The organism is Saccharopolyspora sp. NFXS83, assembly GCF_026241095.1.
GTDB lineage: Bacteria > Actinomycetota > Actinomycetes > Mycobacteriales > Pseudonocardiaceae > Saccharopolyspora_C.
This window is the reverse complement of record NZ_JAPFGB010000012.1, coordinates 131,516-156,680: the sequence shown is the minus strand read 5'-3', so window position 1 is coordinate 156,680 and position 25,165 is coordinate 131,516. Positions and strand designations below refer to the sequence as shown.

General features: G+C 70.8%; 25 protein-coding genes. 17 read left to right on the top strand and 8 right to left on the bottom strand.

Features of this window, described 5'->3' with window-relative positions; translation table 11 throughout:
• Positions 1-46 precede the first annotated feature (46 nt).
• Complete coding sequence (locus OOZ19_RS15645; RefSeq protein WP_266090827.1) at positions 47-271, bottom strand: hypothetical protein; 225 nt, start codon at positions 269-271, stop codon at positions 47-49.
• Between the two features lie 112 nt (positions 272-383).
• On the opposite strand from OOZ19_RS15645, the gene OOZ19_RS15640 reads away from it, so the two are divergent.
• The 4 genes from OOZ19_RS15640 (at position 384) to OOZ19_RS15625 (ending at position 1,895) form a co-directional block, all read left to right on the top strand.
• The gene (locus OOZ19_RS15640; RefSeq protein WP_266090826.1) at positions 384-1,253 is read left to right on the top strand and encodes a helix-turn-helix domain-containing protein; all 870 of its coding nucleotides are present in this window, start codon (positions 384-386) and stop codon (positions 1,251-1,253) included.
• Between the two features lie 94 nt (positions 1,254-1,347).
• Positions 1,348-1,449, top strand: coding sequence for a DUF397 domain-containing protein (locus OOZ19_RS30170; RefSeq protein ID WP_266090825.1), 102 nt, complete (start codon positions 1,348-1,350; stop codon positions 1,447-1,449).
• A gap of 29 nt (positions 1,450-1,478) precedes the next feature.
• Positions 1,479-1,667 (top strand): DUF397 domain-containing protein, encoded by a 189-nt coding sequence (locus tag OOZ19_RS15630; protein WP_266090824.1) that lies wholly within the window; start codon positions 1,479-1,481, stop codon positions 1,665-1,667.
• A 33-nt stretch (positions 1,668-1,700) separates the two neighbouring features.
• Entirely contained in the window at positions 1,701-1,895 is a 195-nt protein-coding gene (locus OOZ19_RS15625; RefSeq protein ID WP_266090823.1) for a DUF397 domain-containing protein, read from the top strand.
• Positions 1,896-1,966: 71 nt separating this feature from the next.
• On the opposite strand, the gene OOZ19_RS15620 is transcribed toward OOZ19_RS15625, so the two are convergent.
• Positions 1,967-2,158: a hypothetical protein gene (locus OOZ19_RS15620; RefSeq protein ID WP_266090822.1), complete on the bottom strand. Its 192-nt coding sequence runs from the start codon at positions 2,156-2,158 to the stop codon at positions 1,967-1,969.
• A 288-nt stretch (positions 2,159-2,446) separates the two neighbouring features.
• Between OOZ19_RS15620 and folC the strand changes: the two genes are divergently transcribed.
• The 3 genes from folC (at position 2,447) to OOZ19_RS15605 (ending at position 4,506) form a co-directional block, all read left to right on the top strand.
• Positions 2,447-3,814 (top strand): bifunctional tetrahydrofolate synthase/dihydrofolate synthase, encoded by a 1,368-nt coding sequence (gene folC / locus OOZ19_RS15615; protein WP_266090821.1) that lies wholly within the window; start codon positions 2,447-2,449, stop codon positions 3,812-3,814.
• On the top strand, positions 3,811-4,260 hold the full coding sequence (locus OOZ19_RS15610; protein WP_266090820.1) for a DUF4233 domain-containing protein: 450 nt from the start codon (positions 3,811-3,813) through the stop codon (positions 4,258-4,260). The genes folC and OOZ19_RS15610 overlap by 4 nt, the downstream gene beginning before the upstream one ends.
• An 87-nt stretch (positions 4,261-4,347) precedes the next feature.
• Positions 4,348-4,506 (top strand): hypothetical protein, encoded by a 159-nt coding sequence (locus OOZ19_RS15605; RefSeq protein ID WP_266090819.1) that lies wholly within the window; start codon positions 4,348-4,350, stop codon positions 4,504-4,506.
• Here the strand turns inward: OOZ19_RS15605 and OOZ19_RS15600 are convergent, their stop codons facing one another.
• Positions 4,507-5,607, bottom strand: a complete 1,101-nt coding sequence (locus OOZ19_RS15600; protein ID WP_266090818.1) for a zinc-binding dehydrogenase — start codon at positions 5,605-5,607, stop codon at positions 4,507-4,509.
• Positions 5,608-5,752: 145 nt separating this feature from the next.
• Here OOZ19_RS15600 and OOZ19_RS15595 point away from each other — a divergent pair, with 145 nt between their 5' ends.
• From OOZ19_RS15595 to OOZ19_RS15585, 3 genes are all read left to right on the top strand, one after another.
• On the top strand, positions 5,753-7,297 hold the full coding sequence (locus OOZ19_RS15595) for an alkaline phosphatase D family protein (protein WP_266090817.1): 1,545 nt from the start codon (positions 5,753-5,755) through the stop codon (positions 7,295-7,297).
• 196 nt (positions 7,298-7,493) lie between these two features.
• Positions 7,494-7,904 carry a nucleoside-diphosphate kinase gene (gene ndk, locus OOZ19_RS15590; RefSeq protein WP_266090816.1) on the top strand — a complete coding sequence of 137 codons (411 nt, stop codon included), beginning with the start codon at positions 7,494-7,496 and terminating at the stop codon, positions 7,902-7,904.
• Between the two features lie 86 nt (positions 7,905-7,990).
• The gene (locus tag OOZ19_RS15585) at positions 7,991-9,952 is read left to right on the top strand and encodes a TIGR03960 family B12-binding radical SAM protein (RefSeq protein ID WP_266090815.1); all 1,962 of its coding nucleotides are present in this window, start codon (positions 7,991-7,993) and stop codon (positions 9,950-9,952) included.
• Between the two features lie 293 nt (positions 9,953-10,245).
• Here OOZ19_RS15585 and OOZ19_RS15580 read toward each other — a convergent pair whose 3' ends face one another.
• A complete protein-coding gene (locus tag OOZ19_RS15580) occupies positions 10,246-11,562 on the bottom strand; it encodes a S8 family peptidase (protein WP_266090814.1) in 1,317 nt (438 codons plus the stop codon).
• A 305-nt stretch (positions 11,563-11,867) separates the two neighbouring features.
• Here OOZ19_RS15580 and OOZ19_RS15575 point away from each other — a divergent pair, with 305 nt between their 5' ends.
• The 3 genes from OOZ19_RS15575 to OOZ19_RS15565 all read left to right on the top strand — a co-directional run bounded on the left by OOZ19_RS15575 (position 11,868) and on the right by OOZ19_RS15565 (position 17,077).
• On the top strand, positions 11,868-12,662 hold the full coding sequence (locus OOZ19_RS15575) for a TIGR03936 family radical SAM-associated protein (protein WP_266090871.1): 795 nt from the start codon (positions 11,868-11,870) through the stop codon (positions 12,660-12,662).
• Between the two features lie 171 nt (positions 12,663-12,833).
• Entirely contained in the window at positions 12,834-16,016 is a 3,183-nt protein-coding gene (locus OOZ19_RS15570) for a translation initiation factor IF-2 N-terminal domain-containing protein (RefSeq protein WP_266090813.1), read from the top strand.
• Between the two features lie 149 nt (positions 16,017-16,165).
• Positions 16,166-17,077 carry a hypothetical protein gene (locus tag OOZ19_RS15565; protein ID WP_266090812.1) on the top strand — a complete coding sequence of 304 codons (912 nt, stop codon included), beginning with the start codon at positions 16,166-16,168 and terminating at the stop codon, positions 17,075-17,077.
• On the opposite strand, the gene OOZ19_RS15560 is transcribed toward OOZ19_RS15565, so the two are convergent.
• From OOZ19_RS15560 to OOZ19_RS15545, 4 genes are all read right to left on the bottom strand, one after another.
• Positions 17,034-17,777 carry a helix-turn-helix transcriptional regulator gene (locus OOZ19_RS15560; RefSeq protein ID WP_266090811.1) on the bottom strand — a complete coding sequence of 248 codons (744 nt, stop codon included), beginning with the start codon at positions 17,775-17,777 and terminating at the stop codon, positions 17,034-17,036. The genes OOZ19_RS15565 and OOZ19_RS15560 overlap by 44 nt on opposite strands.
• 88 nt (positions 17,778-17,865) lie before the next feature.
• Entirely contained in the window at positions 17,866-18,585 is a 720-nt protein-coding gene (locus OOZ19_RS15555; protein WP_266090810.1) for an ASCH domain-containing protein, read from the bottom strand.
• Between the two features lie 84 nt (positions 18,586-18,669).
• Positions 18,670-19,641, bottom strand: a complete 972-nt coding sequence (locus OOZ19_RS15550) for a glycosyltransferase family 2 protein (RefSeq protein ID WP_266090809.1) — start codon at positions 19,639-19,641, stop codon at positions 18,670-18,672.
• The gene (locus OOZ19_RS15545) at positions 19,638-21,377 is read right to left on the bottom strand and encodes a hypothetical protein (protein ID WP_266090808.1); all 1,740 of its coding nucleotides are present in this window, start codon (positions 21,375-21,377) and stop codon (positions 19,638-19,640) included. The genes OOZ19_RS15550 and OOZ19_RS15545 overlap by 4 nt, the downstream gene beginning before the upstream one ends.
• Positions 21,378-21,845: 468 nt before the next feature.
• On the opposite strand from OOZ19_RS15545, the gene rplU reads away from it, so the two are divergent.
• The 4 genes from rplU to proB all read left to right on the top strand — a co-directional run bounded on the left by rplU (position 21,846) and on the right by proB (position 25,158).
• Entirely contained in the window at positions 21,846-22,154 is a 309-nt protein-coding gene (gene rplU / locus OOZ19_RS15540; protein ID WP_184477668.1) for a 50S ribosomal protein L21, read from the top strand.
• A gap of 14 nt (positions 22,155-22,168) precedes the next feature.
• Positions 22,169-22,429 carry a 50S ribosomal protein L27 gene (gene rpmA, locus OOZ19_RS15535; RefSeq protein WP_184477669.1) on the top strand — a complete coding sequence of 87 codons (261 nt, stop codon included), beginning with the start codon at positions 22,169-22,171 and terminating at the stop codon, positions 22,427-22,429.
• A 114-nt stretch (positions 22,430-22,543) separates the two neighbouring features.
• Complete coding sequence (obgE, locus tag OOZ19_RS15530; protein WP_266090870.1) at positions 22,544-24,037, top strand: GTPase ObgE; 1,494 nt, start codon at positions 22,544-22,546, stop codon at positions 24,035-24,037.
• Entirely contained in the window at positions 24,034-25,158 is a 1,125-nt protein-coding gene (gene proB / locus OOZ19_RS15525) for a glutamate 5-kinase (protein WP_266090807.1), read from the top strand. Before obgE ends, proB begins: the two co-directional genes overlap by 4 nt.
• The last annotated feature ends 7 nt before the right edge of the window (positions 25,159-25,165 follow it).

The window sequence follows — 25,165 nt, the reverse complement described above, 5'->3', positions numbered from 1 at the left end:
GGGCGAACGGGCCGTTCGCTTCTGGGGGCATCGGCGGGGGAGCGGATCATTCTTCCGAGACGGCTGCCGCGGAGAGCTGCGCCAGCGCTCGCCTTCCCGCCTCGACGACGCACTCTAGTGTTTCGCGGCCGAGCAGCAGGACGAACTCGTCCCGGCCGAAGACCAGCGTGATCCGGTCGTTGAGCTCGTCCACCTCGTGCCGCAGCGTCACATCCGCCTCCATGTCCACAAAGGACTCGACGGACACCTTGGTGTCGAAGTACAGGGACATGCTGCGCCTCCGGGGTTCTGGTCCGATATCGGAGTTAAGCTTAAAGTCCGATATCGGACTTGTGTATCAACTGATCGAATGAGATCCTTTGATCTCGCGAGGAGGTCGGCTGATGGGCCGAGTTCGACAGACGTTGGAGCGCCGCCAACTGGGACTCGCGTTGCGGAGGCTCAGGTCGGAAGCTCAGCGGACGAGGCAGGAAGCATCGGAGGTTCTGGGCAAGGTCCGATCGCGGGTTGCTGAGCTGGAGGACGGCAAGAGCACGATCACCCCGGGCGATCTCGACTCACTGCTCGATCTTTACGGCGTAAAGGGCGATGAGCGCTCAGCGGTCCTTGCACTGGCCGCAGAGGCGCGCAAGCGACAGCCTCGACGGCCCTACACCGACGCATTGCCGCGCTCGTTCCAGCGTTTCGTCGACCTGGAAGCGAGCGCTGTGGGCATGTGCAGCTACGAGGCGGCGATCGTTCCGGGCTTGCTCCAGTGTCCCGACTACATTAGGGCGCTCATGGCGGACGGTGACGGCGTGTGGTGGGACGCGTCGGATGACGAGGTCGAGCGACGGACTGATGCACGTCTGAACCGGCAAGAGAAGGCGTTCGGTGCTGAAGCTGCGAAGGCCCTGCACTTCATAGTGACCGAAGAGGCGCTTCGGACGGTCGTTGGTTCGGAGGAGGTCATGCGTGCCCAGCTTCGGCACCTCCGTGAGCTCTTGGAATTGCACGATGACCTCACCGTCCAGGTTCTGCCGTTCGGCACGCGGAATCCGGCACGGGGTGGCGGCTTCACCGTGTTCGAGTTCGGAGACAAGGGCGGGCCGGTGGGGTTCTCCTCCGCCACTTTCGGCCCGTCCACCTACTTCGACGGTGACTCGGACGTCTCTCTGCTGCGACATGCGTTCAAGGGCCTCGCTGAACTGGCGGTCACGAGGGACGAAGCGCCGAAGTTGATCGAGCGGCTGGAAGAGGAGCTGTGGCTGTGACACGTGGTGCGGATAGCGGATGGTTCAAGAGATCCCGAAGCTCTGGAGCGAGCGATAACTGCGTGGAGGTGCGGATCTCCCCCACACGGTCGGTGTGCGGGATTCCAAGGAGCGTTCAGGCCCGGCGTTCGCGTTCTCGCTATCGACCTGGGGTGCGTTCCTCGCCGAGGCGAAGGCGGCGCGCTTCGATCGGTGATCATTTCTAGCGGCATTCGAGGAGGCGTGATGGACACGGGTTGGTTCAAGAGCAGCAGGAGTGCGGCTGCCAGTGACAATTGCGTTGAGGTGCGGATTTCCAGCAACGGGGCGGGTGTCCGGGATTCCAAGGAGCGTTCGGGCCCGGCGTTCGCGTTCCGGTTATCGGTCTGGGGTGCGTTTCTCGTCGAGGCGAAGGCGGGGCGCTTCGATCGCTGACCTGCGTTCGACGGCGTCCATCGAGGAGGCGTGATGGACACGGGTTGGTTCAAGAGCAGCAGGAGCTCCGGCGGAAGCGACAACTGCGTGGAGGTGCGTCTTCCGGCACGGGCGGTCAGCGTGCGGGACTCGAAGGAGGCAGGTGGCCCAGTGCTCGCCTTCTCCTCGATGTCGTGGGCGGTGCTCTTGGACGCGGCCAAGGCGGGGAGATTAGACGTGCCTCGGTGATCGGGGTAGTTGCTCAGCCGGGCTTTCCGGTAGATCGGTCAGTCGGTGCGTTGCTGACGGCGAACGTGCCGTCAGCGGTGGTCCCACGCAGCAAGTCGCACACGACGGGCAGTCGTGCGCGCGTGACGCTCGGCGCGCTCGTCGTCGGTCAGCTCGGCCGCCAATCGCCGGTATGAATCGTCGATGGTTTGGACGCTGTTGGACTCGGTAAGCCGGAATCGAGTGCCCAGCGTGCCGGTGCAGAGGTCGTGCGCGTCGCTCATCACGTGATCCTAGATCGGCAAGCTCTGACTGCTGATCACGATGATCCCCCATGGGCGTGGCGGCCAGGCGTCCAGCTCTCTAGCACGTTCCTCGCCGAGGCCAAGGCGGGGCGCTTCGACCTCCCGGCGTGACGGGAGTGGTGGTTGAGGTGAACGGCCCGTTCGTCCAACGGGATTGGACGAACGGTCCGTTCACTCCCAACCTCCTGGGGGCGCGGGCCCGGGATGTGCACCCTCCGACGTAGACTTGAGCTGGACGTTTGTCGTCGGGGTAGGGGAGTGTGCCAGTTGTCCGGCACCGAGTCCGGTGCGCTGCACGAGCTGCGCGTCGTGGAGGCCGAGCTCAACGAGCGCTGGCCGGAGACGAAGATCGAGCCGTCGTTGGATCGGATCAGGGCGCTCACCGACCTGCTGGCCGATCCGCAGCGCAACTACCAGGTCGTGCACATCGGCGGCACGAACGGGAAGTCGTCCGTCTCGCGGATGGTCGACGCGCTGCTCACGCGCATCGGCCTGCGCGTCGGGCGTTACACCAGCCCGCACCTGCAGCTCGCCACCGAGCGCATCAGCATCGACGGCGCGCCGATCAGCCCGGACGCCTACGTCGAGGCCTACCGCGACATCGCGCCCTACGTCTCCATCGTGGACTCGAACCACGACGTGAAGATGTCGAAGTTCGAGGTGCTGACCGGCATGGCGTTCGCCGCGTTCGCCGACGCCCCGGTCGAAGCGGCGGTCCTGGAAGTCGGCCTCGGCGGCGGCTGGGACGCCACCAACGTCGCCGACGCGCACATCGCGGTGCTCTGCCCGATCGCGCTGGACCACGCCGACTACCTCGGCACCGATCTCGCGGGCATCGCGAGGGAGAAGGCCGGGATCATCAAACCCGAGTCGGTGGTGGTGCTCGCCGCGCAGACCGCCGAGGTGCAGACGCCGATCATGGAGCGGATCGCCGAGGTCGACGCCACCGTGGCCCGCGAAGGCAACGAGTTCGGCGTGCTCTCGCGGACCGTCGCCGTCGGCGGGCAGATGCTCAAGCTGCAAGGGCTCGGCGGCACCTACGACGAGATCTTCCTGCCGCTGCACGGGGAGCACCAAGCCCGCAACGCCGCGCTGGCGCTGGCGACCGTGGAGGCGTTCTTCGGGGCCGGAGCCGACCAGCAGCTCGACGTCGAAGCCGTCCAGGAGGCGTTCGCCGGTGTGATCACGCCCGGTCGCCTGGAGCGGGTCCGCGCCGCCCCGGCCGTGCTCGTCGACGCCGCGCACAACCCGCACGGCGCCCGCGCGCTCGCGGACGCGCTGAGCTCCGAGTTCTCCTTCCGCCGCCTCGTCGCCGTGATCGGCGTGCTGTCCGACAAGGACGTGCGCGGAGTGCTGCGGGAACTCGAACCCGTCGTGGAAGAAGTCGTGCTCACCAAGAACTCCTCGCCGCGCGCGATGGATCCCGACGAGCTCGCGGCCCTGGCCAAGGACATCTTCGGCCCGGACCGCATCGTCGTGGAACAGCGCTTGGACGACGCCGTGGAGACCGCCATCCAGATGGCGGAGGAGACCACCGGCGACTCCGACACCGTCTCCGGTGGCGGCGTGGTGATCACCGGGTCCGTGGTGACCGCCGGTGAAGGGCGAGCACTGTTCGGCAAGGAGCCATTGTGACCGAGTCCGGATCCGAGCCCCAGTCCTTCTGGTCGCTGCCCACCGCGCCCGAAGGCGTGCGCGACCCGTGGAAGGGGCTGCGCGGCATCATGGCGGGCACCCTGGTGATGGAGTTCATCACCTTCGGGCTCGCACTTCCCGTCGTGTGGCAGTTCGGCGGTGGCGTCACCGGCATCGGGTTCGCCGTGGTCGGCGCGCTCACCGTGCTCATGCTGATCGCCGGGTTCACCCAGCGGAAGCCGTGGGGGCTCGGGTTCGCGCTGGTGCTGCAGGTCGCGATGATCGCCTGCTACCTGGTGCACCCCGCCGTGGGAATCATGGGACTGCTGTTCGCGGCGGTGTGGGGCTACATGCTGTACCTGCGCCACGACGTCGCGAAGCGGATGCGCGAAGGCCGCTTGTTCGACCAGCTCGGCCACCCCGAGGGGTATCCGCCGGAGCAGTGATCGAGCACCCGCCGAACCGGTCGCCGTTCGGCGACGGCACCTGATCGTGTCCTTGGCAGCCGTGTTGATCATCGGTATCCATGGCGTATGGAGATCAACAACGATGTGGTGGCGAATCAGATTCCTCAACTGGTGACGCGGAAATTCCAGCTCTCGACGTTCGAACTGGGCGAGCCGCGCGCCGGGATCGACGTCAACGACAACGCCGCGCTGCTGGAATGCCTCGACACCGATCAGTGGAGCTGATCACGCGATGTCGATGACCGCCCGGCCCTGGATCTCGCGGCGGTTCAGCGCGTCGTAGGCGTCCTGCACCTCGTCGAACGCGAAGCGGCGGCTCACCGCGTCCTGCGGGCGCAGCTGCCCGCGGGCCACCATGTCCAGCAGCACCGGCATGTCCCGCTGCGGTTTCGCGCCGTAGGAGCCTTTGATCTGCAGCTTCCGGCGCGCGATGGTGGCCAGGTCGAACTCGCCGACGCTGCCCTTCGGGGCGATGCCGACGACCACCACCTGACCGCCCTCCACCACCGAATCGCGGGCCACGCCGAACGTGGCCGTGCTCCCCAGCGCCTCGAAGGCCACATCGACCCCGCGGCCACCGGTCAGCTCGCGGATCGCCTCCGGAGCGTCCACATCGGACGAATTCACGGTGTGCGTGGCGCCTAGCTTGCGGGCCGCTTCGAGCTTGTCGTCGGCGATGTCCACCGCGACGATCATCGAGGCGCCGAACAGCGCCGCCAGCTGGATCAGCGAACTGCCCACGCCGCCGGCCGCGACCACCGCGACCGCGTCGCCCACCCGCACGTCGGCGGCGTGGCGCAGCGCCCCGTAGGCGGTCATCGTCGAACAGCCCACCGAGGCCACATCGGCCAGTTCCACCTCGTCCGGCACCTTGTACACCGACGTCGCGGGCGTCACCGAACGCTGCGCGAGCCCGCCCATCGAGTACATCCACACCGGCTCGCCGCCAGGCCGGAACAACCGGGTCTGCCCGTCGTAGAGCAGGCCCTTCGCCCGGTTGTGCGCGAAGAACTCCAGGCAGATCTCCGAATTCCCGCGCGTGCACTGGGCGCAACGGCCGCACGGCATGATGAAGCTGGTCACCACCCGGTCGCCGACGCGCACCCCGCTCACCTCCGGCCCGACCTCGGAGATCACCCCCGCGACCTCGTGCCCGAGCACCGCCGGAGTGGGGAACGGCAGCTCTCCCTTGAGCACGTGCAGATCCGAGTGGCAGGCGCCGCACGAGAGCACGTCGATGGCGACCTCGCCGGCCTTCGGATGCGGGTCGGCGATCTCCTCGATGGTCATCGGCTCGTTCACGGCGGTGTGCACGGCTGCGCGCATCCGGACCTCCTCGTTCGGACCGGCCGGTCGGTACGGCCGCAGCCGAACCTAGTCGGCGAGCTCGGGCCGCACCAGGGACCGGAGGTTCAACTGTTCGTCGCCCGCAGGTCGCCGGATGGCCGCCTGACTCGGCTAAAACCGGCACATGAGTGCGATGAATCGACGTGACCTGCTGCGACGGGCGATCACCGGAACCGGTCTGGCGGGCGCCGGACTGCTGCTGCCGTCGACGGCCGGTGCCGCCCCGGCGTTCGTGCGCGGCGGACGGCCGGTGCTCACGCACGGCGTGCAGCTCGGCGATCCGCGGCCGGACGGGGTCGTGGTGTGGACCCGCGCGGACCGGCCCTCCCGGATGGTCGTGGAGGTCGCGCGGGACGCGGGCTTCCGCGACGCGCGGCGGGTCCGCGGGCCGCTGCTCACCCCGGAGACCGACGGCACGGGGAAGCTGCTGCTCGACCGGCTCGCCCCGGGGCAGCGGTTCCACTACCGCGTCAGCGCCGAAGACCTCGACGGCCGCGTCACCGGCGAACCGCTCACCGGGCACTTCCGCACCGCCGCGCGCGGACGCGAGGACGTGCGGTTCCTGTGGTCCGGTGACGTCGTCGGCCAAGGCTGGGGCATCAACCCCGATGTGGGCGGCATGACCATCTACTCGGCGATGGCCCGTCGTGACCCGGACTTCTTCCTGCACAGCGGCGACACCGTCTACTCCGACGGCCCGCTGGAGGAGACCGTGGCGCTGCCGGACGGGGGGACGTGGCGCAACCTCGTCACCCCGGAGAAGTCCAAGGTCGCCGAAACGCTCGCCGAATACCGCGGGCAGTTCGCCTACAACCTGCTCGACGAGAACGTGCGCCGCTTCGCCGCCGACGTCCCCCAGCTGGTCCAGTGGGACGACCACGAGGTCACCAACAACTGGTACCCCGGCGAAATCCTCGATTCCGAGAAGTACGCGGAGAAGCGCGTCGACGTGCTGGCGCGGCGCGCGTTCCAGGCGTTCCACGAGTGGCAGCCCGCCCGCCGCGTCGACGCCGTCGACGGGCGCGTGTACCGGAAGGTCTCGCACGGGCCGCTGCTGGACGTGTTCGTGCTGGACATGCGCAGCTACCGGGACGCGAACTCGCCCGGCACCACGCCGGAGCGGATCCTCGGCGAGCAGCAGGCCCGGTGGTTCGTCGACGAACTCGCCCGCTCCCGCGCCACCTGGAAGGTCGTCGCCGCGGACATGCCCCTCGGGATCGTGGTGCCCGACGGCGACACCGACGTCGAAGCCATCGCCAACGGCGCGCCCGGTGCGCCCGGCGGCAGGGAAGCCGAGATCGCCTGGGTGCTGCGGGAGGTCAGCCGCAGGCGGGTGCGCAACGTGGTGTGGCTGACCGCGGACGTGCACTACACCGCCGCCAACCACTACTCGCCGGAGCGCGCCGCGTTCACCTCGTTCGACCCGTTCTGGGAGTTCGTCTCCGGGCCGCTACACGCCGGGGCGGGCCCGCCGAACGACCTCGACCCGACGTTCGGGCCGGAGACGGTGTTCGTCAACGCGCCCGCGGCCACCGGAGGGTCCCCGCTGGAAGGGTTCCAGCACTTCGGCGAAGTCAACATCGACGGCGGCAGCGGCAGGCTCACCGTGGACCTGCGCGACTCCTCCGGTGCATCGCTGTGGTCCGCGGAGCTGGACCCGCAGCGCTGAACCCGATGGCGCGGTGCTCGGCTCGCCGGACTCGGCCCGAGGCGGTGCCGGTGATCACCACCGTCGAGGTCACCGGCCTTCCCGGTGCCGCTCGGCCGCCCCGGGCCCGATCGGTTCACCTGCGCCGATACCCTTTTGCGCAACACGGGCGCGGCGACTCGGGACAGGCCCGCGCCCCCATCCGAAGGAGAAAATCGTGAGCGAGCGCACCCTGGTCCTGGTCAAGCCCGACGGGGTCGAGCGCGGCCTGGTCGGCGAGGTCATCGGCCGGATCGAACGCAAGGGGCTCAAGCTGGTCGCGCTGGAGCTGCGCCAGGTCGGCGAGGAACTCGCCAAGCAGCACTACGCCGAGCACGACGGCAAGCCGTTCTTCGGCTCGCTGCTGGAGTTCATCACCTCCGGCAAGGTGCTGGCCGCCGTCGTCGAAGGCCCCCGCGCCATCTCGGCGTTCCGCCAGCTCGCCGGCGGCACCGACCCGGTGGACAAGGCCGCGCCGGGCAGCATCCGCGGCGACTTCGGCCTGGAGGTCCAGTTCAACCTCGTGCACGGTTCCGACTCGCCCGAGTCCGCCGAGCGCGAGATCAAGCTCTGGTTCCCGGAGGTCTGATCACTCCCGGCGGTGCGGCCCCCGGCCCCGCAGCGGGTCGAGGCCGCACCGCATCCGCCTCCACCGGGACCTCTACCCTGGGCGGTGTGAGTGTGGAGTCCGTGTTCGACCGCCTGGAGCCGCTGCTGCCCCGCGTCTCCAAACCCGTGCAATACGTGGGCGGGGAACTCAACGCGACCGTCAAGGAGTGGGACGCCACCTCCGTGCGGTGGGCGTTGATGTACCCCGATGCCTACGAGGTCGGTCTGCCCAACCAGGGCGTCATGATCCTCTACGAGATCCTCAACGAGCTCACCGACGTGCTCGCCGAACGCACCTACGCGGTGTGGCCGGACCTCGAAGAGCTCATGCGGGAGAACGGGATCCCCCAGTTCACCGTGGACGGGCACCGCCCGGTCGGCGCGTTCGACGTGCTCGGCGTCAGCTTCGCCACCGAACTCGGCTACACGAACCTGCTCAGCGCGCTCGACCTCGCGGGAATCCCGCTGCACGCCGTCGACCGCACCGAGGAGAACCCCGTGGTGCTCGCGGGTGGGCACGCCGCGTTCAACCCGGAACCCATCGCCGACTTCGTCGACGCAGCGGTGCTCGGGGACGGTGAGGAATCCGTCCTGGAGATCACCGACGCCATCCGGCGCTGGAAGGACGAAGGCCGCCCCGGCGGACGCGACGAGCTGCTGCTGCGCCTCGCCGAGAGCGGCGGCGTGTACGTGCCGAAGTTCTACGACGTGCGCTACGCCGAGGACGGCACCATCGCCGAAGTCGTGCCGAACCACGAGCGCGTGCCCTACCGGGTCTTCAAGCGCACCACCATGGAACTCGACGAGTGGCCGTACCCGAAGCAGCCGCTGGTGCCGCTCGCCGAGAGCGTGCACGAGCGGATGAGCGTCGAGATCTTCCGCGGCTGCACCCGCGGCTGCCGCTTCTGCCAAGCAGGGATGATCACCCGCCCGGTGCGGGAGCGCTCGCCCCAGGGCATCGGTGAAATGGTGCAGAAGGGCTTGGAAGCGACCGGTTTCGAAGAGGTCGGGCTGCTCTCGCTGAGCTCCGCCGACCACTCCGAGATCGCCGACGTCACCAAGGGCCTCGCCGACCGCTACGAAGGCTCCAACACGAGCCTGTCGCTGCCCTCTACCCGCGTCGACGCGTTCAACGTGGACCTCGCCAACGAGCTGTCCCGCAACGGCCGCCGTTCCGGGCTCACCTTCGCACCCGAAGGCGGCAGCGAACGGATCCGCCGCGTCATCAACAAGATGGTGTCCGAAGAGGACCTGATCCGGACCGTGTCCGCCGCGTTCGCCAACGGCTGGCGGCAGGTCAAGCTCTACTTCATGTGCGGCCTGCCCACCGAAGAGGACGAGGACGTGCTGCAGATCGCCGAGATGGCCAAGGAGGTCATCCGCGCCGGTCGGCAGGTCAGCGGGCGCAAGGACATCCGCTGCACCATCTCCATCGGCGGATTCGTGCCGAAACCGCACACCCCGTTCCAATGGGCCTCGCAGTGCGACCCGGACACGGTGGACGAGCGGCTGCGCAAACTCCGGCAAGCGGTCAACTCCGACCGCAGCCTCGGCCGCAACATCGGCATGCGCTACCACGACGGCAAGCCCTCGCTGGTCGAAGGACTGCTCTCCCGCGGAGACCGCCGCCTGGGCAAGGTCATCGAACGGGTGTGGCGCGAAGGCGGCCGGTTCGACGGCTGGAACGAGTACTTCTCCTACGAGCGCTGGACGACCTGCGCGGCCGAAGAACTCGCCGAGCTCGGCGTGGACGTCGCCTGGTACACCACCCGCGAACGCACCGAGCACGAGATCCTGCCGTGGGACCACCTGGACTCCGGGCTGGACAAGGAATGGCTCTGGGCGGACTGGCAGGACGCACTGGAAGCGCGGGAACAAGACGACTGCCGGTGGACGCCGTGCTTCGACTGCGGGGTGTGCCCGACGATGGGGACCGATATCGAGGTCGGGCCTTCTGGGCGGGTTTTGCTGCCGATCAGCCCGGTGGGGCAGGGCTCCCCAATCCAAAACCCGGCTTTTACTGAGTGAGCTTTTCGGCTCGTTTTGCTCGGGTGGTCGGGTGGCGGAACCTCAGCGGCTTCCTCGCTGCGGGATCTTTTTCCCTCGTGGCTCCGCCACGAGGGAAAAAGCTGTCCTCGCGAGGAAGCCGCTGAGAACCCGCGGGTGGGCGGCTTTTCGACGTGGGCTATGCGCTGGCGCGCATACGAGCACGGCCTTCGGCCGCCAGGCAGGCGGGCTTCGCCGCCTACAGCACGGCCTTCGGCCGCTAGGTGCGGATTCGCTTGTGCTTTGGGGTTTGGCGTTCGGCGGCTTGCGGGGGCTCAGTTGGTCACTGCGGTGAGGGCGTCCACCAGGCCGTGGCCGTAGAAGCCGTTGTAGGCGGCGTAGCCGCGGCAGAGGGCGTCTTGGGCGCCGTCGGTGTTGAGGTCGTAGTCGCGGGGGCAGGTCAGGGGGCGTGCCGCCTCTTGCAGCATGCGGCTCAAGTCCGCTGCGCCCGCCTGCGGATGGCGTGCCGCCAGCAGCGCCGCCACTCCGGCGACGTGCGGGGCCGCCATCGAGGTGCCGCAGGTCGAGCGGTACTCGCTCGGGACCGTGGAACGCACGCATCCGCCGACGTGCTGCTCACCGCCCGGGGCGGCGACGTCCACCGCGCCTAAGCCGTACGAGCTGTAGCCGGCCTTCACCGCGTCCGGGCCGACCGCGGCGACCGACACCACCCCGTCCAGATCCGTGGGCACCGCGTCGCACACCGCTCGCTGCTGCGGCGGGACCGCGGTGAGGTCGGTCCGCTCGTTGCCCACCGCGGCGACGGTGAGCACGTCCCGCTCGGTCGCGTAGTCCACCGCCCGGCGCACCGCCTCCCGCGGCACCGGCGACCCGGCGCGGGTGCAGCCCAGCTGCGCGGACTCCACCAAGAAGCTGCTGTTGACCACGTCGATGCCGTGCTCGGCGGCCCACACGAACCCGCACACCGCCGACTCCGGGTGCACGTAACCATCACCGTTGACCACGCGGACCGACGCGATCCGCGACGCCGGTGCCACCCCGGTGACGCCGTGGCCGTCGTCGGCGGCGGCGATGATGCCCGCGACGTGCGTGCCGTGCGCATCGCCCTCCGGCGGGTCGGTCAGCTCCGGGTCCTCCGGGGTGAGGCAGTTCGCCGACCGCTCCGGGTCCAGCGCCGCCGCCAGCTCGGGGTGCGCCGCGTCGACCCCGGAGTCCAGCACGCCGACGACCACGTCCGAGCTGCCGCGGGTGATGACGTGCGCCTCCTGCGCGCGGATCTGGCGCAGGTTCCACTGATCGTCCTGAGCGGGCCGCTCCCCGGGCTCGGCGTTCTGGCTCTCACCTGCCTCGATCCGGTCGGCGCGCACCTGCCGCTCGGCGCTGTAGGCGCGGTCCGGTCCCATCCGGATCCCGAAACCGGGATCCGCCGAGTCGACGATGCCGACACCGATCTGCCCGTAGTACGCCGCGATCGAGCCGCACTGCGCCGCGGTCTCAGCAGCGGCCGACGCGCGGGGGAGACCTGGTTCGAACAGCACGACGTAGCGCGTGTCGAGGCCGTCCTCAGCGCAGGACCCGGCGGGGTCCGCGACGGCTGAAGGACCGGAACCCGCCAGCAAGCCAGCGATCAAGAGGCTCGTGGCCGCGGCGCCGGCCCGCCGGACGAAGGGCACGTCCAACCTCCAACGTGGCCGGGCGAACGCCCGATGCTCGCGACGGTAGCCACCGCGCACCGGGAGGAACAAGGGCCGGACGAACATACCGCGCGGTGCTCGGCGGCCGGAGCGGAACCAGGCGGTACCGTCGTGGCACGGCTGGGCCCGTCGGATCGGGGCGGATCCGGCCGGTGCGGATCAACGATCGGCCGACTCGTGCGGCCACCTCCGGGAGGAGCCTGGTGAGTCGTCGCGACCACCCCAACCCGTCGGCGGCGCCGGTGCAGAAGCTGCGCCTGCGCTACGCCAAGCGGGGACGTCTGCGGTTCAGCTCGCATCGCGACCTGGCTCGGGTCTTCGAGCGGGCGTTGCGCCGCGCCGGTGTGCCGATGGCGTACTCGCAGGGCTTCAGCCCGCACCCCAAGGTCTCCTGGGCCGGTGCGGTGCCGACGGGCGTGGGCAGCGAAGCCGAGTACGTCGAGCTGCAGCTGGTGCGGCAGGTGGACCCGGAAGTGCTGCGCGAGGAGCTGAACCGGGTGCTGCCGCCCGGCATGGAGCTGGTCGAGGTCGTGCAGGCGGGGCCGGGAGCGTTGGCGGAACGGCTGGAAGCGAGCCGTTGGGGGATCGAACTGCCCGGTGTCGCGGTGGAGCCGCTGCGCTCCGCGGTGGCGAACCTGCTCGCCGCCGAATCGGTGGAAGTGGAACGCATGACCAAGGACGGGCGCCGCACTCTGGACGCCCGTGCGGCCATCGTGTCGGCGGAAGTCCTGGACAGTGCAGATCCGGATGCGCTGCGTGACCGATTTCCCGCTTGCGTCGCCCAAGTGGACGATTGGCCCGAGGGCCGTGCACCGTATGGGATACTCGTAACGGTCGTGCGGCAGACAACACCCGTCGTTCGACCCGACGATGTGCTGAACGCCTTGCGCGTCGTCGCCGATCTGGACCCGTCGACGGCCGCGCGAGCGACCCGGTGGGAACAAGGTCGGCTCGACGACGAGGGAGGGCTCGCCGACCCGTTGACCCTGGACAGGGCGACGGCCGGAGCTCACCGGGGGACACTCCCGGCCGGGTGACGGGCGAAGGCGCGGACACCGTCGGACCCGCCGTGGGACTTCCCGGTTCACCCAGAGCCGGGACGGAGGGGACCAACAGAATTGCCGTCGCCCACGGGCGACGGAGACCGCAGAACGCACATGCTCCTGTGCGGCCGCGTCCACGGACGCGCCCGGGGGCGGAGGAGTTGAATGTCGAACAGGGAAACGCCCGCTGGGAACACCAGCGGGCCATCGTCCACATCCACGCAGGAAAGCGGCTCGGGCACTTTCGAGTTGCCCGCGAAGCTGCGGGTGCACGCGCTGGCGAAGTTGCTGGGGGCGAGCAGCAGGGAGGTCATCACCACCCTGGACGCGCTCGGCGAACCGGTGCGCAGCGCCCAATCCAACATCACGCGCGAGGTCGCGCTGCAGGTGGTGCAGGACCTGCGCCCGGAGCAGATCGCCGACGGCGAACCGGCGGACTCGGACGCGGCGATGCCGCAGGCCGAGCAGTCCGGTCGCGCCGACCAGCAGGAGACCGCCGCGGCTGAACCCGCCGCCGAGCCCGAACGCCAGGAGGGCGCCGAGGCCGCCGGGTTGAACCCGGTGTTCGCGGCCCCGCAGGCGATGTTCCTCGCTCCGGAGCCCGTCGCCGCACGTCCGGCGCCCGCCGCGGCGAAGCCCGCCGTCGAGCAGCCCGCCGAGGCGCCCGTCGAGCAGCACGACGCCGACTCGGAAACCGCCGACGTCGACGAGTCCGCCGACGCCGACACCGACGGTGACGACGACGACCAGGGCGGTAGGCGCCGACGCCGTCGTGGCCGTCGTGGCCGGGGCCGCGGCAAGGGCGGCGACGGCGACCAGTCCGACTCCGGCGAGGAGCAGGACGACGAAGGCGGTCGCGACAACGCCGACAAGCAGGGCAAGCAGGACAAGCCCGCCAAGCAGTCCCGCAAGGAGGCGCGCAAGGAGGCCGGTCGCAAGGGCTCCGGCGACGACTCCGCCGAGACCACCGACGGCAACCAGGACGCGAAGCCCGCCGACGCGCCCGCCGGCGACTCCGACGGGGACTCCGGCGACGACGGCAACCGCCGTCGCCGTCGTCGCCGTCGCCGCAAGGGCTCCGGGGACGACGACGGCCAGAACCGGGACGACGACCCGCCGAACACCGTCGTGCACGTCCGCGAGGAGCGGCAGGACAACGGTCGCCAGGAGAGCAGCGACGACGAGGTCCGCGCGATCAAGGGCTCCACTCGGCTGGAGGCCAAGCGCCAGCGCCGCCGGGACGGCCGCGAAGCCGGTCGCCGCCGCGCGCCGGTGCTGTCCGAGTCGGAGTTCCTCGCCCGCCGCGAGTCGGTGGACCGCCGCATGGTGGTACGCGAGAACGGCGACCAGACGCAGATCGCGGTCCTCGAGGACAACGTCCTCGTCGAGAACTTCGTGACCGCCTCCGGTTCCGGGTCGCTCGTCGGCAACGTGTACCTGGGCCGGGTGCAGAACGTGCTGCCCAGCATGGAGGCCGCGTTCGTCGACATCGGCCGGGGCCGCAACGCCGTGCTCTACGCCGGTGAGGTCGACTGGGACGCCGCCGGGCTCGCAGGCAAGGCGCGCCGCATCGAGCAGGCGCTGTCCACCGGTGACAGCGTGCTCGTGCAGGTCACCAAGGACCCCGTCGGGCACAAGGGCGCGCGGCTGACCACGCAGATCAGCCTGCCGGGCCGATTCCTGGTGTACGTGCCGGGCGGCGGCGCCACCGGCATCAGCCGGAAGCTTCCGGACAACGAGCGCAAGCGGCTCAAGGAGATCCTCAAGCGGATCGTCCCGGACAACGCCGGCGTGATCATCCGCACCGCGTCCGAGGGGACCTCCGAGGAGGCCCTGGACCGCGACGTGCGCCGCCTGCAGGCGCAGTGGGAGATCATCAAGGAGAAGGCCGACACGCCGAAGGCCCAGGCTCCGCAGCTGCTCTACGAAGAGCCGGACCTGCTGATCAAGGTCGTGCGGGACCTGTTCACCGAGGACTTCTCGTCGCTGGTCGTCCAGGGCGGCGACGCCTGGGACACCATCGAAGCCTACGTGCAGCACGTGGCGCCGGACCTGATGAGCAGGCTCACCAGGCACGTCGGCAAGAACGACGTGTTCACCGAGCAGCGGATCAGCGAGCAGATCGCCAAGGCGCTGGACCGCAAGGTGTGGCTGCCCTCCGGCGGTTACCTGGTGATCGACCGCACCGAGGCGATGACCGTCATCGACGTCAACACCGGCAAGTTCACCGGCTCGGGCGGCAACCTCGAGGAGACGGTCACCCGGAACAACCTGGAAGCGGCCGAGGAGATCGTGCGCCAGCTGCGGCTGCGCGACATCGGCGGCATCATCGTGATCGACTTCATCGACATGGTGCTGGAGTCGAACCGGGACCTGGTGCTGCGTCGCCTCACCGAATGCCTCGGGCGGGACCGCACCCGGCACCAGGTGGCCGAGGTGACCTCGCTCGGGCTGGTGCAGATGACGCGCAAGCGGGTCGGCACCGGTCTGCTCGAGGCCTACAGCAGCACCTGCGAGCACTGCCGCGGCCGGGGCCTGCTGGTCTCGACGGACCCGGCCGTGCACCAGCACGCTCAGGGCGGCGGCAACTCCGGTTCCGGCAACGGCGGCGGTGGCGGCGGTTCGCGCCGGAACCGCAACCGCGGCAAGCAGGAGACGCCGGAGTCGGACGGCTCGCAGCACGCCGAGCGCAACGGCGTCGTGCAGGACCAGGCGGCGAAGGACTCGCAGGCGGGCAAGCAGGACTCGGAGAAGTCGGACTCCGGTAAGCAGGAGTCGGGCAAGCAGGACTCCGGTAAGCAGGAGTCGGGCAAGCAGGAGTCGGGCAAGCAGGAGTCGGGCAAGCAGGACTCCGGTAAGCAGGACTCCGGTAAGCAGGAGTCGGGCAAGCAGGACTCCGACAAGCGCGGCTCCGGCAAGCAGGAGCGGGAGGCTCAGCCGTCAGTTCCCGCAGCGGCGTCCGCGGATCGCACGGCGGAGCCGCAGCAGCCCGCTCCCGCGAAGCCCGAGAGCACGCCTGCTCCGCAGTCGGCACCCGCGCGGCCCGCGGCGTTGGCCGAGCCGGAATCCGCCGCGACCGGCGAGACCAACGGCCGCTCCCGGCGGCGCAAGGTCAGCCGCCCTGCCGGTAGCGCGGGCACCCCGGTGGAGCCGGTGGTGATGACGGTGGCGGAGAAGCCGAGCGAGCCCGCGACGAACGGGGTTCCGGAGGTGCCCGCCCCGGCGACCGCCTCGGTTGCCCGGCGCCCGCGCCGTCGTGCGGCGTCGCGTCCCGCGGGTCCGCCGCCGGACGACGCCGTCCCCGGCAACGCCGAGGACGCCACCGCAGGAGCGAACTCCGAGAGCTGAGCACCACCCACGCCGCGGGCGGGCCGGGATTTCCCGGCCCGCCCGCGGTCGTTCCGGCCGGGGCGGCCGGAACCGCTCGCCCCAGTGCCGAGCCGCGCGGCGGCCGATTCGTTCAAGACAGGTGACCACGACCGGTTTAGCGTCCGGGTATGAGTGATGGCGCAACGGACACGCATCGGCTGGCGGCGGCGGAGCGGTTCATCTGGCTGACCGCCCGGGTGCTGGAGCAGCGCCGCTTCGAGTACCTGTTCGGCGCGGGCACCGCGGAGCGGGTGGCGGCGGCGCTGGAGCCCTACCGCTGCTCCGACGGCGGCTTCGGCTACGCCCTGGATCCGGACATGCGGGGGCCGGTGAGCCAGCCGCTCGGTGCGCACGCCGCGCTGAGCGTGCTCGGCGAGATCGGTCGCTGCACCCCGGAACACGCCGCGGGCATCGTCGACCAGCTGGTCTCCATCACCGGCGCGGACGGCGGCGTGCCCGTCGTCGACCCGTCGCTGCGCGACCAGCCGCACCCGCCGTTCATGCCGGTCGAGGACGAGCCGTTGAGCGAGCTGCTGTCCACCGCGCTGCTCGCGGGCGAACTGCACCGGAACTCCTTCGAGCACCCGTGGCTGCCGGGCGCGACCGAGTTCTGCTGGCGGCGGATCGACGCGCTCACCGAGACGCACCCCTACGAGGCGCACGCCGCGGTCGCGTTCCTCGACCACGTGCCGGACCGGGATCGCGCCGTCGCGGCGGCGGCCCGGCTCGGCGAGCTGGTGCGAGAGCAGCGCATCGTGGCGCTCGACCCGGCGAACCCCGAGCGGTCCCACCTGATGCCGGGCTACGCGCCCGGTGAGTGGCACTTCGCGCACGACTACGCGCCCCGCCCGGACGGAGTGGCGCGCTCGTGGTTCTCCGACGAGGAGATCGCGGTGAGCCTCGACGCGCTGGCGGCGGCGCAGCAGGACGACGGCGGGTGGCAGATCCGCTGGCGGCGGTGGGCGCCCGGCACCGAGCTGGAATCCCGCCCGCGGGTCACGATCGACGTGCTGCGGACCCTGCGCGCGTACGGCTGCTGAGCAGTTCGGCGGCGGTGAGCCCGGACAACCGCCGCACCTGCCTGCTCAAGTGGGCTTGGTCGGCGTACCCGGCGGTGGCGGCGAGCTCGGTGAGCCGAGCGGCGTCGAGGGAACGGGCGCGCTGGAAGCGGAGCACGCTCACCAAGGTGCTCGGCCCGTAGCCGACGGCCGCGGTGAACCGCCGCCGGAGATGCCGGGGAGAGAGGCCGAGGTGTTCGGACAACGCCGCCACGCTCGGTGGTCCCGGAGCACCGAGCAGCCGCACCGCCTCCGCGACGGCCGCGTCGTGCCGGTACTCGGGCAGCCGGGTGCGGGCGAGGTGCACCAGCAGGTCCGAGGCTTCAGCGGCCCGCGCGGTCGCCGCGAGCCGTTCCAGCACCGGCCGGGCTCTCGGCCCCCACAGCTCGCCCAGCTCGACCCGCCGGTCGCGGAGTTCGGCGGCGGGCACCTCGCCGAGCAGCAGCCGCGCCGCGCCGGGGCGCATCCGGAGCCCGGCGATCCCGCCAGCGGCCAGCGGCACGAGCCGTGGTCCGGTGTCGGGTCCCGCCATTTCGAGCACGCCGTCGCGCCAGATCAGGTCGAGGCACCCGTCCGGCAGGACGCGCTGCACGTGGCCACCGGACGGCACTTCCTGCATCCATCCGCAGCTGACCGCCTCGTGCAGGGCACCGGGAACAGGGTGCTCGACGTAGGGGGCCACGACCTCATGCTGCCGTAGGCATGTCGCGCACCGGGCCGCAGGCGGTCGTCGCGCTGCGGGACCGCATGCGCCGGGAACGAGCCGCTGCTCACCCGGTCGTTGCGAAGCGCACGAGGTCGAGCTCCGTGGCCCCGGTCAGGCCGGGGTAGTGCGCGTCGAGCGCGGTGCGCAGCTCGGCCAGGTTCGCGAAGCCGTCGAGCACGGCGTCCTGCTCTGTCAGCTCGGCGACGGTCCTGTGCTCGACCTCGGTCACCTCGGCCGCCAGCGTGGTCGCGGACCCGCCGTCGTGCTCGAAGATCAGCCGGATCGGTCCCGGCACGACGGGGTCGTGCACCCGGACCGTGCTGCGCTTGGTGCCGTTGCGGACCGCGTCCAGGTAGCCGTCCCACAGGTGCAGCGCGATCGGCGGGGCGTCCGGTTCGTAGTCCTGGTAGTCGTACGGGAACGGGAGGAGGTCGGTGATCGGCACCGATTCCAGCCCGTTCTCGCCCCGGATGATTGCCCGCGCGTCCGGGTAGTAGTCGAACAGCTGCTGCCTGCACCGGCCGCAGGGCGGGATGACCCGCATGCCGCGCGCCAGCACCGCGACGATCGTCGTCAGCGGTGCCGCACCGGAGGCCGCGGCCTGTCCGATCACCACCGGTTCCGCGCACGGGCCTCCGGTGAAGTGCGAGACGTTCATCCCCGTGAACACCGCGCCCGTGGCGTCGTAGGCGGCGGCCGAGACCTGGTGGTTCTCGTTCAGCGTCGCGCCGTCGAGCACCGCCGTCGCCCGCCGCACCAGTTCGAGCTCCCGATCGGTCAGCATGGACCGGATACTAGGTCGCGTGACGAGCGCTGTCCGCTCGTTCTCCGGTGTGCGGCGGGGAATCGGCGGACGGAGTCGGACGGATCAGGCCGCGGAGCGCACGGCCGTCGTGGTGTCCGCGACGAGGTCGGTGACGTCCTCATCGCGCCCGGTGCGGTGCAGCACGAGCTCGGCGAGCAGCCCGGTGGAGATCATCTGCACCGAGAAGATCTCCAGCAGGATGCCCAGCGTCAGCAGCGGCCGGGTGCCGATCGAGTTCTCGGTGAACACCCACACCCCGGTCAGGTACAGCAGGATCAGGGTGCCGAGCGAGCCCGCGACCACGCCCAGCCCGCCGAACAGGTGCGCGGGCCGGCGCCCGTAGCGGGTCAGCGCCACCACCGTCAGCAGGTCCAGCGCGCCGCGCACGTAGCGCTCCAGCCCGTACTTCGACGTGCCGTGCTCGCGCGCCCGGTGGTGCACCGGCAGCTCCCGCACCCGGTACCCCAGCTGGTGGGCCAGCGCCGGGATGTAGCGGTGCAGCTCGCCGTACAGCGGCACCCGCCGGTACACCTCGGTCCGGGCCGCCTTGAGCCCGCAGTTGTGGTCGGACAACCGCAGGCCGGTGATCACGCCGGTCATCCAGTTGAAGAACTTCGACGGCAACCGCTTGCCCAGCGGATCCTTGCGCTGCGCCTTGTGCCCGCTGACCAGGTCGGCTCCCGCGTCGAGCTCCGCGAGCAGCCGCGGCACCTCCGCCGGGTCGTCCTGCAGGTCCGCGTCGAGGGTGACCAGCAGCCGCCCGCGCACCTCGGCCACCCCGGCGGCCAGCGCGGCGGCCTTGCCGAAGTTGCGCCGCAACAGCAGTCCCCGCACCCGCGGGTCCACCGCGGTGTGCTCGGTGATGACGCGCCAGCTGTCATCGGTGCTGCCGTCGTCGACGATCAGCAGTTCCCAGCTGCGCGACTGGGCCTCCATCGCCGCGGTGATCTCGGAGAACAGCTTCGGCAGGCTCTCACCCTCGTTCTTCGCCGGGGCCAGCAACGACACCTCGACGTCCGCAGTGCGTTCGCTCATGACGCCACCTTCGGGTTCTCGGTGAGGGGACGGGCCCACCAGCCGTCCGGGAAGCGGAACGCGACGCGCAGCGGGCCGGTGCTCGTCGCCGGGGCCACCGCGCGGTAGCCGAGACCGATCTCGATGCCGACGGTCTGGCTTTCGGCGTCGGACCGAGGGATGTCCACGACACCGCCTCCGACGACGCGACCGGCCTGGTCCAGCACCGCGACGCACTCGGCCCGTTCGATGCCGGAGATCGCCCAGCCCTTGAGCATCCGCGCGCCGCCCTGGATCTGGTCGGTCTCCACGTTCAGGATCACGTCCCACCCGGCCGGGCGGGGTTCGCGGTAGCTGCCGACGCTCGGCACCCGCCAGCCGGAGGTGTCCACCCGCGAGCCGATCTCGGTGCCGTCGCCGCAGCCCAGCGTGAACTCCTCGGAGAACGGGTAGTGCCCCAGCGCCCGCATCCGCGGCAGCAGCCGTTCGGGGGAGGGGAAGCGATCGGTGAACGCGTCGGTGGCGCCGACCTTGGCGGCGACCGCGAGCAGCTGCTGGTTCGGCGCGTCCTCGCGCACGGTCTGCGCCATCGGGGCGCCCAGCGCCACGGTGCTCAGCACGGTGGTGAACACCGCTACCGACCGCACCGCGGGCCAGCGGGCCCACGCCACGGTGATCACGAGCACCGCGATCCACAGCGCGGCGGTCATGCTGTTGTAGCGGCTCTGCAAGCCCGCGGACTCGCCGAACGCGGCCCGCGAACCGGAGATCATCACCGCGCAGCCCGCGGCGTACACCGCCAGGCCCCACCAGGGAGCGCTCGCCGAGCGGTGCTCGGGACGCAGGCAACCGGGCAGGTGCACGGCCAGCAGCGCCAGCCCGGCGACCCCGGCGACCAGCGCGAGCGAGGGCTCGGTGCCCGTCCACACCATGCCGAGCATGCTCAGCCCGGCCAGCAGCGCCTGCGCCGGGTCGTCGGTCGGGGAAGCGCCCCCGCCGCCCTGCGGGCCGCGCAGCACCAGCCAGGTAGCGACCACGACAACCCCGACGATCATCGGCGTGGCGACGCGCGCACGCCGTTCGCCGCGCAACCACGCCACCAGCGACAGCGCCGGCCACACCGCGAACGAGGTGCCGTAGCTGATCGAGGCCAGCAACCCCAGCACCACGGCGATCGGAAGCCGTCCTCGCTGCATCGCCAGCAGCGCACCGAGCACCAGCAGCATCGCCAAGATCCACGAGGCGCCGCTCATCGAGCGCACGAAGTTGTGGATGCCGTGCGGGTTGAACACCAGCGTCGAGGTCGCCAGCACCAGCGCGGCGCGCTGCCACCGGCCGAGCGAAGCGGGCAGCATCGCCCACACCAGCAGCACGCAACCCACGCCGAAGGCCAGCACCACCAGTCCCAGCGGATGGTTCAGGCCGTGCCCGAACCGGGCGCTGAGCCAGAACAGCAGGCTCGGCAGCACGAACGGGTGCTCGTTGCGGAAGCCGAACAGCGCTTCCGGCCGCAGCGAGCCGTCCTCACCGGTGATGTCCAGCAGGACCCACCAGTAGTCGTAGAAGTGCAGCTGAGGTGAGCGCAGCACTTCCCGGAGCATCATCAACGGCGGTACCAGGGCCGACAGCAGCAGCAGCCGAGGGCCGAGCGGTCCTTCGCGGAGCCGCTGGAAGCGGTCGCGCGGCAGGTCGTCGACGTCCCCGGACGATGCGTGCTCGCCCCGCCCCGAAATGGACTCGGATGCGATCTCGGTCACGCGCTTTCCCCATGTCACGGTCGAACGGCGACTCACCGTAGCAAGCGGCGTGCGCGCGTTCGGGCGTTTGTCCGGACATCGCCGGTGACGGTCTTCTCCCGCGCCTTCCGGCTGGTGCGCGGCCTTTCCCGATGATCGTCGAGCCACCGGCGAGGCGCCGTTGCCCCACCCGGTTCTCCGGTGGTGCGGTGGTGTGGAATAAGCTGACCACCTGCCCGCTCCCGGCGGCTCGGACCCCTAGCGGCCGGGCGTCATCGGGCGGTCTGTATGCTGTGTGAGCACTTCTCGCCGCCGGACGGGCGGAGAGGCAAAACGCCTGTGGAACCCGGTGTGCCCCTCGTGGGGACGAGGGTCGCGACACAGGAACCCCCCGAAGCCCGGCCTGGCCGGGCGGTAGGAACTCCGGCTCGCCGGAGAGGGCGTCAACGGGTGAACCAAGCGAACCGAGTAGCAGGAGACTTCCGACTCATGTACGCGATCGTCAAGACCGGCGGCAAGCAGTACAAAGTGGCGGTCGGGGACGTCGTCGAGGTCGAGAAGCTCGAAGGCGACGCCGGCACCGAGGTCACCTTCCCGGCTGTTCTGGTCGTCGACGGCACCGACGTCACCGCCGACGCCAACGCACTGGCGAAGGTCTCGGTGACCGGGAAGCTGGTCGAGCAGACCAAGGGCCCCAAGATCCGCATCCACAAGTTCAAGAACAAGACCGGATACCAGAAGCGCCAGGGTCACCGTCAGAAGTTGACTCGCGTTGAGGTCACCGGCATCACCAAGTGAGGACCTGAGTAGTCATGGCACATAAGAAGGGCGCATCCAGCTCTCGTAACGGCCGCGACTCGAACGCTCAGTATCTGGGCGTGAAGCGCTACGGCGGCCAGGTCGTCAAGGCCGGCGAGATCCTGCTTCGGCAGCGCGGCACGAAGTTCCACCCCGGCCTGAACGTGGGCCGCGGCAAGGACGACACGCTGTTCGCTCTCTCGGCCGGCGAGGTCGAGTTCGGCAGCAAGCGCGGTCGCAAGACCGTGAACATCGTGCCGGCCGAGGTCGTCTGACCCGGCTCTCGGCACAGCACTTTCCCGACGAGGGGCGGGTCCGGTTCGCAAACCGGTCCCGCCCCTCGTTCGCGTTCGCGTTCGCGGGCGCTCTGATGTCCGCACTGTCTGTACCTGGAGGGACTCGTGTCGCGGTTCGTTGACCGCGTGACCATCCACATCGCCGCGGGCGATGGGGGCAATGGCTGCGCCTCGGTCCACCGGGAGAAGTTCAAACCGCTCGGCGGCCCCGACGGCGGCAACGGCGGCCGGGGCGGCGACGTGCGGCTCGTCGTCGACTCGGGCGTGCACACGCTGCTCGACTTCCACCACCGGCCGCACGCGAGCGCGTCCAACGGCAAGCCGGGCAAGGGCGGCCACCGCAACGGTGCGATCGGCGAGGACCTGATCCTGCCGGTGCCGGACGGGACCGTGGTGCTCACCGAGGACGGCGAGGTGCTGGCGGACCTGATCGGCCCCGGCACCACGTTCGTGGCCGCCGAAGCCGGCCGGGGCGGTCTCGGCAACGCCGCGCTGGCCTCGAAGGCCCGCAAGGCCCCCGGTTTCGCGTTGCTCGGGGAGCCGGGTGAGCAGCTCGACCTGGTCCTGGAGCTGAAGTCCGTCGCCGACGCCGGTCTGCTCGGATTCCCCTCGGCGGGCAAGTCCTCGCTGATCTCGGTCGTGTCCGCCGCGAAGCCGAAGATCGCGGACTACCCGTTCACCACGCTGGCGCCGAACCTCGGCGTGGTCACCGCGGGCGAGACGGTGTTCACCCTGGCCGACGTGCCCGGTCTGATCCCCGGCGCGAGCGAAGGCCGCGGGCTGGGCCTCGACTTCCTGCGCCACATCGAGCGGTGCGCGGTGCTGGTGCACGTCGTGGACTGCGCGACGATGGAGCCGGGGCGCGATCCGCTGTCCGACGTGGACGCGCTGGAATCGGAACTGGCCCGCTACACGCCCGCGCTGCAGGGCGAGCACGGCGACCTCGCCGACCGGCCACGGCTGGTGGTGCTGAACAAGATCGACGTGCCGGAGGCGCGCGAGCTCGCCGACTTGATCCGGCCGGACCTGGAAGCCCGCGGCCTGCGCGTGTTCGAGGTCTCCACGGCCAGCCACGAAGGCCTCCGCGAGCTGACCTTCGCGCTGGCCGAGGAGGTCGAGCGCTACCGGGCGTCGCTGCCCGAACCCGAACCGGCGCGGGTCGTGGTGCGTCCGCACGCCATCGGCGACTCCGGATTCACCATCGAAACCGACCCGGAGGACGACGCGGCGTTCGTCGTGCGCGGAGAGAAGCCGGAGCGGTGGGTGCGCCAGACCCAGTTCGACAACGACGAGGCGGTGGGCTTCCTCGCCGACAGGCTCGCGAAGCTCGGGGTGGAGGAGGCGCTGGGCCGCGCCGGCGCGGAGCCGGGCAGCCAGGTCACCATCGGCAGCGTGACCTTCGACTGGGAGCCGTCCACCCCGGCCGGCGTCGCCGCGATGCTCAGCGGGCGAGGCACCGACAACCGCTTGGACTCGACCGATCGCGTGGGTGCTTCTGAGCGCAAGGCGGCGAAGAAGGCACGTCGTTCGCACCTCGACGAAGAAGGCGGCTACATCGGCGATGCGGGAGCCGAGGAGGACGCATGACCGACGAGGTGGAGCTGTCGCCGACCCGCAAGTCGATCGCGGCGGCGCACCGCCTCGTCGTCAAGGTCGGATCGTCCTCGCTGACCACGTCGAAGGGCGCGTTGGACCAGGCGCGCCTCGCCGCGCTGGTGGACGCCGTCGCCGCCCGCGTCGATGCGGGCGGCCAGGTGGTCGTGGTGTCCTCCGGGGCCATCGCGGCCGGGATCGCACCGCTGGGACTGCGCCGCAGGCCGCGTGACCTGGCCACGAAGCAGGCCGCGGCCAGCGTGGGGCAGCAGGCGCTGGCGCACGCCTACGCCGAGTCCTTCGCCCGCTACCGCCGCACCGTCGGGCAGGTGCTGCTCACCGCCGACGACGTGGTGCGGCGGGCGCACTACCGCAACGCGCAGCGCACGCTGAACCGCCTGCTCACGCTGGGCGTGGTGCCGGTGGTCAACGAGAACGACACGGTCGCCACCGCGGAGATCAGGTTCGGCGACAACGACCGGCTGGCCGCGCTCGTCTCGCACCTCGTCGGCGCGGACGCGCTGCTGCTGCTGTCCGATGTGGACGCCCTCTACGACGGGGATCCGCGTGGTGGGGGCGCATCGGTGATCCGCGAGGTCACCGGTGCGGGCGATCTCGACGGGGTGGACGCGGGCGGCTCGGGGACCGGGGTCGGCACCGGCGGCATGGCCTCCAAGGTCGAGGCCGCCAGGGTCGCGTGCACCGCGGGCATCCCGGTGCTGCTGACCTCCGCCGCGCAGGCCGGTCGGGCGCTCGGCGACGCCGACGTGGGCACCGCGTTCGCGGCCACCGGCACCCGGCTCTCGGCCCGCCGGTTCTGGCTCGCGCACGCCGCGGGCGCCCGCGGCCGGTTGTGGCTGGACGACGGGGCGGTCGCGGCCGTGGTCCGGCGGCGGCGTTCGCTGCTCGCGGCCGGGATCACCGCGGTGGAGGGCGCGTTCGACGGCGGTGACGTGGTCGAGCTGCTCGATCCGTCCGGGATCGTGGTGGCGCGTGGTGTGGTCGCCTACGACGCGGGCGAACTGCCCGACCTCATCGGCCGCTCGACCCACGAACTGCCCGCGGAGCAGCGCCGCGAGGTCGTCCACGCCGACGACCTGGTCGCACTGCGCTGACGACGCG